This window comes from Streptomyces sp. NBC_00209 (assembly GCF_045206345.1).
GTDB lineage: Bacteria > Actinomycetota > Actinomycetes > Streptomycetales > Streptomycetaceae > Streptomyces.
The window spans coordinates 3,227,165-3,239,670 of the sequence record NZ_CP108121.1 but is presented as its reverse complement, the minus strand read 5'-3'; the positions used below and the strand labels follow the sequence as shown (position 1 = coordinate 3,239,670).

The following is a 12,506-nucleotide window of genomic DNA, read 5'->3' as shown; positions in this document are numbered from 1 at the left end:
GGATCCATTGTTCCGCCCGGAGTGCTCCGGGGGCGCGTCGGAGGCGGACGAGATCGCGAGAACGGCGCGGTCGGGGCGCGTTCTGCCGGTATTTCGCCCGTCGCGGGGGGACGGCACAGCTGGCTGCATCCTGCGAGGGTCGCAAGGTCGTCTGAATGGCTGGTTACGACGATATGACGTGCGGGAAGCGGTGGGTGGCCGTGTGTGGGGGTCCCGTCCGGGGCCGGGGCCCCGGACGGGTTTGGGAACGCGTCAGGCGTGGTAGCGGCGCAGCACCCGGAAAGCGAGGGCGGTGACGGCTGCGGTGAGGGCGAGGAGGATGCCCGTCTCCATGAGCTGGAGGGGCCAGAAATGGGAGACGGGGTGGTGGTCGACGTAGTAGCCGGTGACGCCGCGGTCCGCGAGACAGCGGTCGGCCTTGGCTCCTGCGGCCCAGCAGGTGTCGACCGGAAGCCGGGCGCCGTCGCCGGTGAGCCGGCCGGTCTCGACGAGCCACGCGTCGTCGGGCGTCGGGGGCGGGACCGAGCCGGTGCTGGTCCGCGTGCTCAGCGGCCACAGTCCGCTGCGTACCCGGTTCAGCGCCACGGCCGCCGCGGCGGTGGCGACCAAGGCCACGGCCATGGCGGGCAGGGTGCGGCGCGTCAGCAGCCCGGCGAGCGCCCCGAGGGCGAGCCCGAGCAGGGCGTACCCCACGGGTGCGGTTCCCAGCGCGCCGAAGGAGGTGTTGCCGAACCAGTGGACCGGGTACTGCCCCTCCGACCGCGCCCGTGCCCAGGCGAGGACGGCGGACAGGACGGACACCCCCGCGACCAGCAGTGCGGCCGGGACCGCGAGCCTGGCCAGGAGCCAGTGGACGGGGGACACCGACTGCGTCCAGGCGAGTTTGTACGTACCGCTTTCGAACTCCTTGCCGATCATCGGGCCCGCGACGAACGCGGCGACGAGTCCGGGCAGGACGGTCAGGCAGAGCCCCGCGTAGCCGAGCACCGTCTGCCGGACCGACAGGGCGAGGTCGAACTTCTGCCACCGGTCGTCACAGGCGCGGTCGGTCACCAGCGACGTGCAGGGGCTCGCCTCGAACGCGTCGTTGACGTGGCCGGCCCACAGGGTGATGCCCACGACGACGGCGATCCAGACCAGGGCGAGGACGCCCGTGCACCACAGGGCCCACCGGTGCTGGCGTACGAGGACGCGGGCACCGGCGCCCAGGGCGGGTCCGGGCCGGGCCGTACGCGGCGTGGCGGGCGCGATGCCGGTGAGCGCACTCATGCCGCCACCCCCTCGCGGACCGTCGCGCTCGGCGTCAGCAGCGCGGGGGCCTCCGGGGAGCGCAGGTGGGCGAGCAACAGTTCCTCCAGGGAGGGTTCGGAGCGGTCCCAGGCGGCGTCGACCGGGCCCTCCGGGCGGACCAGGGCGGTCAGGGTGCGGCCCGTCGTGCGGGATTCGATCACCGTGTGCGGGGCGAGGTCGCGGACCGGGCCCGTGAGCAGGGCGTGGGCGGCGAGCAGTTCGTCCGTCTCGCCGCCGAGGCGGACGCGGCCGCCGTCGACGAGGAGGAGGTGGTCGCAGGAGCCTTCCAGCTCGCTGAGGATGTGCGAGGACATCACGATGGTCGTCCGGTGCTCGGCGGCCTCGGCCATCAGGACGCCCATCAGCTGGTGGCGGGCGAGGGGGTCGAGGTCGGCCATCGGCTCGTCCAGGAGCAGGAGTTCGGTCCGCTTGCCCAGGGCGAGGGCGAGGGCGAGCCGGGTGCGCTGCCCGCCCGAGAGGGCGCGGACCTTCGCGTCCGACGGCAGCGGTTCGGCGATGCGCGCCGCCGCCTCCCGGTCCCAGCCGTCCGGGTTCAGCTCGGCACCCGCCCACAGTGTTTCGGAGACCGTCAACTGCGGGTAGAGCGGCTTGTCCTGGGCCACGTACGCCATCCGGGCACGCGTCTCGCCGGGCGCCGAACCCAGGACCCGCAGCGTTCCCTCCGCCGGCCGCAGGAAACCCGCCGCCAGGGCGAGCAGGGTGGACTTGCCGGCGCCGTTGGGCCCGACGAGCGCGCAGACGGCGCCGGCCGGCAGCCGGAACGCGCAGTCCCGCAGTGCCCAGTCGCCCCTGCGGCCCCCGTATCTCATGCCGAGCCCTTCGGCCTCCAGCGCGGTACCCGTCATCGGTCCTGGTCCCCCTCGAATGTGCTGTCCAGTACGGCGGTGAAGAGCGCGCTCACGTCGTCGCGTTCGAGTCCGGCCGCCCGCGCCCGGCCCGCCCAGGCGGCGAGTTCGGCGCGCAGCGGGGAGTCGTCGGCAGCCGCCGCGCCGCCGAGCGACCGGGTGACGAAGGTGCCGAGGCCGCGACGGCCCTCGACCAGCCCTTCGCGTTCCAGTTCGCGGTACGCCTTGAGCACGGTGTTCGGGTTGATCGCGGTCGCCTCGACCACCTCCCGGGCGGTGGGCAGCCGGTCGCCCGGCTCCAGCAGGCCCAGGCGCAGGGCCTGTTTGGTCTGCTGGACGATCTGGAGGTAGGTGGCGACGCCGCTGCGCCGGTCGATGCGGAACTCGACTGCCGCGGACTCTGCCATCTTCACCCTTTCACTAATTGAGTAGTGAAAGGGTGTCGTAAAGAAGGGGCGGCGTCAAGCGACGCCGCCCCGGGAGGAGTTGAGGGGAGGTCAGGACTCCGTGCGGTACATCAGGTCGACCTCGTGCGTGACGAAGCCCATCCGCTCGTACACGGCGAGCGCCGCCGGGTTGTCCGCGTCGACGTAGAGCATCGCGGTCGGCAGGCCCTCCGCCGCCAGGTGGTGCAGGCCGATCGCGGTGAGCGCCTTGCCGAGGCCGCTGCCCTGGGCGTCGGGCCTGATGCCGACCACGTACACCTCGCCGAGCTGCTCCTCGGCGTGCACCTTCGTCCAGTGGAAGCCGATCAGCTCCGCGCCGCCCGCGCCGTCCTCGCGCTCGGCCAGGAAGAAGCCCTCCGGGTCGAACCAGGACTCGGCCTTGCGGTCGTCCAGGTCGCGCTGGGTCAGCGAGCCCTGCTCGGGGTGGTGGGCGAAGGCCGCGCGGTTCGCCGCGAGCCAGGCGGCGTCGTCCTCGCCCGGGACGAAGGTGCGCACGGTGACGCCCGGCGGGAGGACCGGCTCGGCGAGGTTCAGCGGGTTCAACGGGCGGCGCAGCTGGCGCAGTTCCCGGAACAGGGAGAGGCCGAGGACCTGGGCGAGGTGGCGCGCCGCGGCCTTCCCGCCGTGCGCCCAGACCCGCAGCCGCTTCCCGGTGGCGGCGAGCAGGGCGGCCCCGAGCGCGCGGCCGTGGCCGTGGCCCCGGTGTGCGGGGTGCACGACCAGTTCGGCGGCCGGTGCCTCCACGGGGTCGGTGTCCTCCAGTTGCGCGTACCCGGCGAGCACGCCCCCGGCGGACAGCAGGAAGTGCCGTACGCCTGCCCGCTGTCCGCCCCGCAGTTGCAGACGGCCCTGCTCCGAGACGGCCTGCCGGCCGTCGGACCGCGCGGCCTCGGCGAGCAGGTCGAGCACGGCCGCGGCCTGGTCGGGGGAGAGGGTGTCGAGCGTCTGGATCTCGCGTCCGGGTGCGGGGAGGGGTGCGTCTGTCGTCATGGGTCCGAGCGTACGGGCCTCCGGCCCGGGGATCCCGGCTGCTTGCCCCGGTCCGGCGCGACGGTTCCGTCCTCAACCGCCGGACGGGCTCGAAAGTGCGCGCCCGACCCCGCGTTCCCGGCCTCCGGACGGGTGAATCGTCCAGGTTCAGACCGGTCGGCAACCAGTTCGTAACCCCAAACATCTGTCGCGCTACGCGCGTTGACTTTAGGCTGCGGCTCGAACTCCACCCGCTGAACTCACAAGGGGACCGATGTCAGCGACACCGCAGAAGAACCGGGCGTCACGGCGGGTGCTCGCCGCCGCGGCCGGTCTCGCCACCGTGGGCGCGCTCGTCGCCGCGATGCCGGCCAGTGCCCACGGGCGCGGCCACGGGCACGGCGGCGACCACGGTCACGGTCACCACACGCCGGCCCGGACCGTCGACGTACAGCTGCTGTCCTTCAACGACCTGCACGGCAACCTGGAGCCGCCGGCCGGTTCGGCCGGTACGGTCACCGAGACGCAGGCCGACGGTACGACGAAGGCGATCCCGGCCGGCGGCGTCGAGTACCTCGCCTCCTCGCTGCGTACCGCCCGCAAGGGCCACCCGTACTCGATCACCGCGGCCGGCGGCGACATGGTCGGCGCGAGCCCGCTGCTGTCGGGGCTCTTCCACGACGAGCCGACCATCGAGGCGCTGAACAAGATCGACCTCGATGTGACGAGCGTCGGCAACCACGAGTTCGACGAGGGTGCGACCGAGCTGGCGCGCCTGCAGAACGGCGGCTGCCACCCGGTCGAGGGGTGCTACGAGAAGGGCAAGAAGTTCCCCGGCGCTGACTTCCCGTACCTCGCGGCCAATGTGACGAGCGAGAAGACCGGGAAGCCGATCCTCAAGCCGTACACCGTATGGAAGAAGAACGGCGTCAAGATCGGCTTCATCGGGGTGACCCTGGAGGGCACGCCGAACATCGTGACGGCCAACGGCGTCAAGGGGCTCACGTTCCACGACGAGGTCGAGACGATCAACAAGTACGCCAAGGAGCTGGACCGCCAGGGCGTGAAGTCGATCGTCGCGCTCATCCACGAGGGCGGCCTGCCCGCCTCCGCCTCGTACAACTACGACTGCGACAGCCCCGGCGCCGGTGACGGCATCTCCGGGCCGATCACGGACATCGCCAAGGGCATCACGCCGAAGGTGGACGCCCTGGTCACGGGCCACACCCACCAGGCGTACGTCTGCACCATCCCGGACCCCGCGGGCAACCCGCGCCTCGTCACGTCGGCGGCCTCCTTCGGCCGGCTGTACACGGACACGACGCTGACGTACGACCGCCGCACCGGCGACATCGTGCGCACGGCGGTGAGGGGCAGCGGCAAGCACGGCTCGAAGCACCACGCTCCCGCGCCGTCGAACCCGGTCTCCGCGAACCACCTCGTCAGCCGCGACCAGAAGCCCGCCAAGGACATGACGGACCTGATCGCCCGCTGGAACACGCTCGCGGCGCCGATCTCGAACCGGCCGCAGGGCTACATCTCGGCGGACATCAACGGGCGCGGTTCCACCGCCCCGGAGAAGCCGCTCGGCAACCTGATCGCCGACGCGCAGCTGGAGGGCCTGGCCCCGGCGGACAAGGGCGGGGCGGTCGTCGCCTTCATGAACCCGGGCGGCATCCGCGCGGACCTGGTGTACAAGGCGTCCGGCAGTGAGGGCGACGGCGTCGTCACCTACGGCGAGTCGTTCACCGTGCAGCCGTTCACCAACATGATGAACGTAGTGGACCTGACCGGCGCCCAGCTCGTCAGCGCCCTTCAGCAGCAGGTCAGCGGCTCGAACGAGGCCAGCCCGAAGATCCTCCAGGTCTCGAAGGGCCTCACCTACACGCTGGACATGACGAAGTCCGGCGCGGACCGCGTCGTCACGGACACGATTCTGCTGAACGGCGAGGCGATCGACCCGGGCAAGACGTACCGCGTCGCGATGAACGAGTTCCTGGCGGGCGGCGGCGACGGCTTCGCTGCGCTCGGCGAGGGCACGAACAAGCTGGTCGGCGCCTCCGACCTGGACCTGTTCAACGCCTACCTGGCCGCGCACTCCACGGCCTCGTCCCCGCTGGCCCCGCCGGCGACGGACCGGATCACGATCGTGCAGTAGGCGGTAGGTGACGACGGAGGCGCGGTCCGGGGCAGTCGCCCCGGACCGCGCCTCCGTTGTTACGGGGCGGGGACCGTCAGGGGAGGGTGGTCGGCAGGCAGCCGCGCGGGATGAAGTACCAGCTCTGGAGGCCGACCCCGTCCGTGGAGCCGCCGCGCGGGTCGCGGACCATCACGTAGCCGCCGTCCCTCGACACATAGCGCCACAGCACCGTCTGGCCCATCGCCACCTGGCTGTTGACCTGGGTGCTCGGCTTCGCCGGTACGTCCCAGGGGCTGACGTTGCCGTACGCGGTGATGTGCGTGCCGTCCCACGTCGCGCAGCCGGCGCCCGCCACGGTGGCCACCGAGGCACCGTCGGACGTGCCGCCGCCGATCTGGCCGTTGGTGAACGCCGAGGTCGGCAGGGTCGTGGCGGCGCCGCAGCTGTCGGTGGTCGCGCCGTCGCCCGAGACGGCACCGGCGTACGTCCACAGACAGGTGTTGATGGTCCCGAAGACCCGCCCCCATCGGTAGCCGCCGTCCGCCTCGCCGTGCACGTCGACGGTCCAGCCCCGGTAGGCGGTGCCGATGACGTACGAGGCGGGGCTGCGGCGCAGCAGGGTGTAGTCGGTGTCGATCTGCTTGCGTACGGCCGCCTGGGCCGTCGTCTGCTGTACGGCGGTGCCCGGGACCACGGCGACCGCGGCGGCGGTGGCGAGGCCGAGCAGCAGTGCGTGGGTGCGTCGCGCCATGGGTGTCCTCCTGCTGGTGGGGGGAGCCTGCTGTGGGGGTCGCGCTGTTCCTCGGCCGGGATCGCGGTCTCATCGCCGCAGTGTGATCACCGCCGCCTCACCCGGTTGCAGGGTGGTGGTGAGCCGGTGCCCGAGGGCACTCGCGTACGACGGGCGGAATCCTGCCCAGGAACCGTCGGGGGACACGGCCCGTCCGTCGATGCGTACCTCCGGTGCGTCCAGGCCGCGCCCGGCGCCGGTCGGGTCGTACGGGGTCATCCGGTCGATCCGTGCGCGGGGCGTGGACGCGTCGAGCGTGGTCGTGGCGGGGTGGGCGCTCTTGTTGATGAGGAAGATCCGGCGCTCACCGTCCTGGCCGGTCAGCTGCCACGCCTTGAGCTGTGCGGGCTCGGAACCCTCGACGCGCGGGTGTACGGGACGCAGGTCGCGCGCGTCCTGGGCGAAGCGGCCGAACAGCAGCAGGGCGTAGTAGAGGGGCGCTGCCGTGGGGGAGCCGATGGCCGGGGTGGGGTCGTAGTTCACGGCGTTGTAGTAGGCGTTGCCCTCTTCGGGGGCGTAGAAGGCGCGCACCTCGGCGTTGTGGAAGTTGACGCCCGTGGCGCCCGTGCCGGCGGCGCAGCCGGTGTTGGTTCCCGGCGCGGCGGGCGGTTGCGGGCAGGCCGTGTGGAACATCAGGTCCAGGGCGTAGGTGGCAGCGGCTGCGGTGTTGCTGACGCCGTCGGCGCCCCGGTTCGCGGCGGTGTTCGTCTCCTCCAGCCGGTAGCCGAGGCCGTGTGCCGTTGCCTCGCGGGCGTGGACGTACACCTGGTGGTCCAGGGAGTCCATGTGGGTGTCGGAGAGCAGGGCCTCCGCGCTGGGGCAGCGGTAGGGCTTGTTCACACAGGTGCGGGCCAGCGGGTAGAAGTGATCGCTCACCCACCCGCCGAACGGGCCCGCGTTCGCCCTGACCCGGTCCGCGGTGGTGTCCAGGATCTGCGGCCAGTTCCAGAAGTACCGCGTGGGCACGGTCCGCTGGGCGACGTCCGTCCACGGGAGGATGTCCTCGCTGGTGCTCGGCGCGACGAGCGGGAAGCGGCCGGTGACGGAGGGGTCGGTGTACGTGGCGAGGTCCGCGAGGTAGTCGTCGAGGTGCGAGCCGTACGAGAGGTCGGGCTCGTTCCCGAGTTCGATGCCGGCGACGAACCGGGCGGCCTTCCCCGCGAACACCGGCGCGACACCTTGGGTGAGGAACGCGCGGGTGTGGTCCGGGCTCACGAAGGGCCTCGTCTCACCGGGCGGCGCCATGGCCGTGCCGAGGACCACGCCCCAGGCGGGCCGGGAGCCGTGCGGGCGGCCCGCGTCGGCGGCTTCCAGGGTGTCGCGGATGTCGCGCAGGTCCTCCGGTGTGATCACCCGGTCGGTGTTCGGCGCGGTGGCGTCGAACGGCGTGATGTCCTGGGAGGAGCCGCCGATGCGCAGGATGCCGGTGCCGAGGTTGCGCAGCAGGGCGACGAACGCCGGGCGGCTCTTCTCCCCCATGTACCGCTCGATCAGGGACCACTCGATGCTGAGGCCGACGTAGTGGCCGGGTACGCGGCCGTCCCGGAGGCCCGGGACGGCCGGCCCGGAGACGTGCGGCGTACCGGCGTGCCCGACTCCCGGGCCCGTGCCCAGCGCGACCGCGGCGAGGGCCAGGGCGCAGGCGACGGCACGGACCCGGTGACGGGCGCGGTGGGTGCCGTCGCGCGGTGGAGCGGGGGGATGCGTCATGACCCTGCCTCTCTCGTACGGGGGAGTGGGGTGCGGCCGGCCGGGAGGCTCAGTCCTCGGCCCGGGACAAGGGCTGCGGCTCCCGCGCGGGCACGGGGACGGCGCCGGCCGCCGCACCGCTGTCGTCGTCGCCGTCGGTGGACAGGGCCGCGACGAGCGCGTCGGCCTCCGGGCTGGGTTCGGGGCTGAGGAGGCCGACGACGAGGAAGAGGACCAGCGAGGTGACCAGGGGGGTGAGGACGACCGCGGTCTGGTCGGTGCTGTCGATGCCGTACTTGACGATCCAGTACCCGATGAGCCCGCCGGCCCAGGAGATCAGTGCGGCGCGCGGCCCGAACTTCCGGAAGGGGGCGAGCAGCCCGAGCAGCAGCGGGATGGAGATCGGTCCCATGACCGCCGCGACGAGGGCCACGATGATGCCGAGCACGCCGCCGAAGTGGTCGGCCTCGATGGCCACGAGCATGCTGAGCGTGATGAAGGCGACCGTGACGATCCGGGCGGCCAGCAGCGCGGACCGCTCGCTCATCCCGCGCGCCCTGCGGGAGAGGGCGGGCATCATGTCGCGGGTCACGACCGCGGAGATCGCGTTGGCGTCCGAGGAGGCCATGGCCATGGTGTGCGAGAACATCCCGGCGAGCGTGAGCCCCACCAGTCCCGCGGGCAGGAACTTCTCGCTCATGAGCGCGTAGACCTGCTGGGGGTCCGCGACGTGCGGGAGCAGGACGGGCGCGGCGACGGACGGGAAGAGCAGGAAGGCCGGCCAGATCAGGTAGAGCACCGCGGAGAGGCCGGCGGAGCGGCGGGCGTCCCTGGCGTTCTCCGTGGCCATGTAGCGCTGGGCCAGGTTCCACATGCCGCCGTTGTACTCGAAGATCTTGATGATGATGTAAGCGGTGAGGAAGGTCGCCGTGTACGGGCCGACCAGCGGCTCGGTGTGGTGCGCGGGGAGGTCGTCCCAGAGCGTCCCCAGGCCGGAGATCCCGCCCAGCTCGCCGAGGACGACCACGACCATGGCGATGGCGGCCACGCCCTGGATGACGAACTGACCGAAGTCGGTGAGGGCGTCGGCCCAGAGGCCGCCCACGGTGCAGTACAGCAGGGTGACCACACCGGTCAGCACGATGCCGGTGTTCATGTTCATGCCGGTGAACACGTTGAGCAGGATCGCCACCGAGGCCCACTTGGCCGCCACGTCGAAGACCTTGAGCAGGGTGCCGCTCCAGGCGAGGGCCTGCTGGGTGGGCACGTTGTACCGGGTGGCGAGGTATTCGAGGGGCGAGGCGACCCCGTACCGCTTGCGGAGCCGGTTCCAGCGGGGGGCGAAGACGACGGCGCCGAGGCCGGTGCCCACCGCCAGCGGGATGAACGCCCAGACGTAGACGGTGATGCCGTAGCTGTAGGCCACCGCGGCGTAGGCGACGAACACGGCCGCGCTGTAGCCGGACATGTGGTGCGAGATGCCGGAGAGCCACCAGGGCATCCGGCCTCCGCCGGTGAAGTAATCGCTGACGTTGCTGATGCGTTTGTGCGACCACAAGCCGATCAGCAGCATCACGACGAAGTAGCCGCCGAGTGCGACCCAGTCCAACGCAGCCATGTGAACTCCTAGTTGCCCGGTCGGCACTCGCCGGCTGTCGGTGGGCAGTGAGCGGAAGGGAGAGGTGGTTCATGAAATTCGTGTCTGCATATGTAGACAGTGATTTCATTCGTGGACTTTGATCAGGCGGGAGGCTAGCCCGCCGTATGATGGCGGTCAATGACTTGGGAGGGTTTTCATTGGTTGGACAAAAGGCCACCCCGTCCGCGAGCGAGACCGACGAGTCCGGACGCGGTCTGGTCAAGTCGGCCGAGCGCGCGGTCCTGATCATGGAAGCGCTGGCAGCCTCGCCCGGCCGGCTCAGCCTGGGGCAGTTGCAGGAGGCCACGGGATACCCCCGCTCCAGCCTCTACGCCCTGCTCCGCACCCTCAGCGCCCTGAAGTGGGTGGAGAGCCCCGAGGGCGATCTGTCCTTCGGTATCGGCCCGCGCGCCCTGCTGTGCGGCACCGCCTATCTGGACCGGGATCCGGCGCTGCCGCCGGCGATCCGTCAGATCGAGCGGCTGCGCGAGGAGGTGGGATACACGACCCACTACGCCCGGCTCGATCTCCCGCACGTCATCTACCTGGCCAGCCGCGAGGCCACCGACTCGCATCGGCTCACCTCCCGGGTGGGGCGCCAGCTCCCGGCCCACGCGACGGCGCTGGGCAAGGCCCTGCTCGCCGAGCTGACCGGCCCGGAGGTCGAGACGCTCATGGCGGACGTCGAGCAGGACCCGCTGACCGAGAACACCGTGACCGGGCGGCCCGAACTGCTCGCCGAGCTGGAGGAGGCCCGCGAGCGCGGGTGGTCCGTCGAGCGCGAGCAGAACACCCCGGGCCTGTGCTGTGTCGCGGCCTCCGTCCCGTACCGGATTCCCGCCACCGACGCCATCAGCTGCGCGATCCCGGTGGCGCGGGCGACCGCCGAGGAGCTGGCCCGGGTCGGCGGGACCGTCCTGCGGCACGCGGAGGAGCTGGCCCGGGTGCTGCGGCGGCAGGGAATCCGCTAGCGGGTCACCGCGAGAGCGTCACGATCCGCGCCGTGCCCGGCGCCACCTCGACCGTGGCGCTCCGGTGGCCGACGTCCACGGAGGTCGTCCGAAGGTGCCCGGACGCCTTGCCCGCCGGGGAGACCGTACGGTCCCCGAGGCGCACGGCGGACGCGTCCACCGAGGCGAGCCCGTCCGGCGCGGAGGTGCGCAGCGTCGTGGCGCGGCCCGTGCGGTACGAGGACGGGAGGGTGACCGTGACCTCGTCCGCGGTGCTGCCGGCCGCCGCCGGGTCCTGGACGTTGATCAGGACCAGCGTGAGCTTCCCGTCCCGTCCCTGGACACCGTATGCCCGCAGCTCGCCCAGGTCGGCGTCGGCGAGGCCGAGATCCACGAACGTGCCCTCCGGCACCTGGCGGAACGCCCACAGGCCGTAGTACAGCGGGTTCGCGGAGAGCCCGCCGGCGTCCAGCTCCGCCCGGTCCTTCGCGCAGAACGCCCCGTAATAGCGGTACGAGATCGGGTAGTCGGCCGAGTCACGCGGCTTGAAGTCCCCGCAGATCCCGCCGGTGTTGGTGTGGAACTCGACCCGGTCGACACCGCTTTGGGCGGTCTGCATCAGGTAGTCGAGCGACCACAGCGCGGTCGCGTACGCGTTGCTGACGCCCGGCTGCCCGCTGCACGAGGCGCTGTTGGACTCGTTCAGCGTCATCGGTATCCGGTCGCCGAACCGGGCTCCGAGCGCCTTGATGCCGTCGAGCTTGGCCTGCGTCTTCGTGTACGTCTCCGGGGCGAGCACCTGCGCGAGCGGCATGTTCGCCGAGCCGCAGTGGCTTCCCGGATACAAGTGGGAGGAGAGCTCGGAGAGGATCTTCTCCGGCTTCACGGTGGTGTCCGCCGCCGCGGCCGCGGTGAACTCGTCGAGCTTCGTGTTGGTCGCCGCGGTGTTGGCGGACGGGCCCAGCACCTTGATGTGCGCGTGCGGCAGGGCCGTGTGGATGGCGGCCTCGTACCGCTTGACGGTCTCCCACATGTCGCCGCCGGTCATGGTGGTGACGTTGTCGAACTCGTTGCCGATCTCCACGGACAGCAGGTCGTCCCCGAGCGTCTCGTGCGCCGCCTTCACCTCGGCGACGACCTGGTCGAGGGTGACCGGCGGGGCCGGGTCCTTCGACGGGTCCTTCAGCAGGGACTGGTCGATGACCGCCTTCAGCGGGACGCCCAGCGTGACCTTCCAGCCGGAGGCGCGCACCAGCCTCTTGAGCGCGTCCAGGTCCGACTGGTCGACCGTGCCGCCGATCGCCTCCTTCGGTGCCGCCGATCCGCTCCACCTGCCGAACGCGGGCCACACCAGGTCCATCGAGTAGCCGCCCAGCCGGATCACCCCGTCGTCGCCCAGGGTCCGCAGCCGGTCCGCCATCCGCTCCTTGGTCAGGTAGCCGTGGGCGAAGTCCGCGGACTCCACGGAGAAGCCCTGGTGGTCGCCGGTGAGCCGGGTCCCGGCGCCCGGGCCGTGCGTCGTGGCGTTCAGGGCGAAGGGGGTGGCGGCGGGGGTGTCCCCGCCGTCCTGGGCGAAGGCGTGCCCGGCGGGTAGGCCCGCGCCCGCCACAAGGGCGGCGGCCAGCGCGGTCCGGGTGAGCCTGCGCCTGGTGGTGCCGCGCGCGTTCCGGTCATTCATCGTGGAAATCTCCTTCGGCGTTCTCATCGATGGCGGTGACGAGGTGAGG

General features: G+C 71.9%; 10 protein-coding genes. 2 read left to right on the top strand and 8 right to left on the bottom strand.

Annotated features, from left to right (window positions below; all coding sequences use genetic code 11):
- Positions 1-252 precede the first annotated feature (252 nt).
- From OG867_RS14605 to mshD, 4 genes are all read right to left on the bottom strand, one after another.
- A complete protein-coding gene (locus OG867_RS14605; protein WP_406285674.1) occupies positions 253-1,269 on the bottom strand; it encodes a hypothetical protein in 1,017 nt (338 codons plus the stop codon).
- Positions 1,266-2,156: an ABC transporter ATP-binding protein gene (locus OG867_RS14600; protein ID WP_406285672.1), complete on the bottom strand. Its 891-nt coding sequence runs from the start codon at positions 2,154-2,156 to the stop codon at positions 1,266-1,268. The genes OG867_RS14605 and OG867_RS14600 overlap by 4 nt, the downstream gene beginning before the upstream one ends.
- Entirely contained in the window at positions 2,153-2,563 is a 411-nt protein-coding gene (locus tag OG867_RS14595; protein WP_328901356.1) for a GntR family transcriptional regulator, read from the bottom strand. The genes OG867_RS14600 and OG867_RS14595 overlap by 4 nt, the downstream gene beginning before the upstream one ends.
- A gap of 90 nt (positions 2,564-2,653) precedes the next feature.
- Positions 2,654-3,592 (bottom strand): mycothiol synthase, encoded by a 939-nt coding sequence (gene mshD / locus OG867_RS14590; RefSeq protein WP_406285669.1) that lies wholly within the window; start codon positions 3,590-3,592, stop codon positions 2,654-2,656.
- A 253-nt stretch (positions 3,593-3,845) separates the two neighbouring features.
- Between mshD and OG867_RS14585 the strand changes: the two genes are divergently transcribed.
- Positions 3,846-5,729 (top strand): bifunctional metallophosphatase/5'-nucleotidase, encoded by a 1,884-nt coding sequence (locus tag OG867_RS14585; RefSeq protein ID WP_406285667.1) that lies wholly within the window; start codon positions 3,846-3,848, stop codon positions 5,727-5,729.
- Positions 5,730-5,805: 76 nt separating this feature from the next.
- On the opposite strand, the gene OG867_RS14580 is transcribed toward OG867_RS14585, so the two are convergent.
- The 3 genes from OG867_RS14580 to OG867_RS14570 form a co-directional block, all read right to left on the bottom strand.
- A complete protein-coding gene (locus OG867_RS14580; protein ID WP_406285665.1) occupies positions 5,806-6,462 on the bottom strand; it encodes a hypothetical protein in 657 nt (218 codons plus the stop codon).
- Between the two features lie 69 nt (positions 6,463-6,531).
- Complete coding sequence (locus OG867_RS14575) at positions 6,532-8,211, bottom strand: hypothetical protein (protein ID WP_406285663.1); 1,680 nt, start codon at positions 8,209-8,211, stop codon at positions 6,532-6,534.
- 49 nt (positions 8,212-8,260) lie between these two features.
- Positions 8,261-9,808: a sodium:solute symporter family protein gene (locus OG867_RS14570; RefSeq protein ID WP_328901361.1), complete on the bottom strand. Its 1,548-nt coding sequence runs from the start codon at positions 9,806-9,808 to the stop codon at positions 8,261-8,263.
- A gap of 179 nt (positions 9,809-9,987) precedes the next feature.
- Between OG867_RS14570 and OG867_RS14565 the strand changes: the two genes are divergently transcribed.
- A complete protein-coding gene (locus tag OG867_RS14565; protein WP_328901362.1) occupies positions 9,988-10,800 on the top strand; it encodes an IclR family transcriptional regulator in 813 nt (270 codons plus the stop codon).
- A gap of 4 nt (positions 10,801-10,804) precedes the next feature.
- Here OG867_RS14565 and OG867_RS14560 read toward each other — a convergent pair whose 3' ends face one another.
- On the bottom strand, positions 10,805-12,457 hold the full coding sequence (locus tag OG867_RS14560; RefSeq protein ID WP_328901363.1) for a hypothetical protein: 1,653 nt from the start codon (positions 12,455-12,457) through the stop codon (positions 10,805-10,807).
- Between the last annotated feature and the right edge of the window lie 49 nt (positions 12,458-12,506).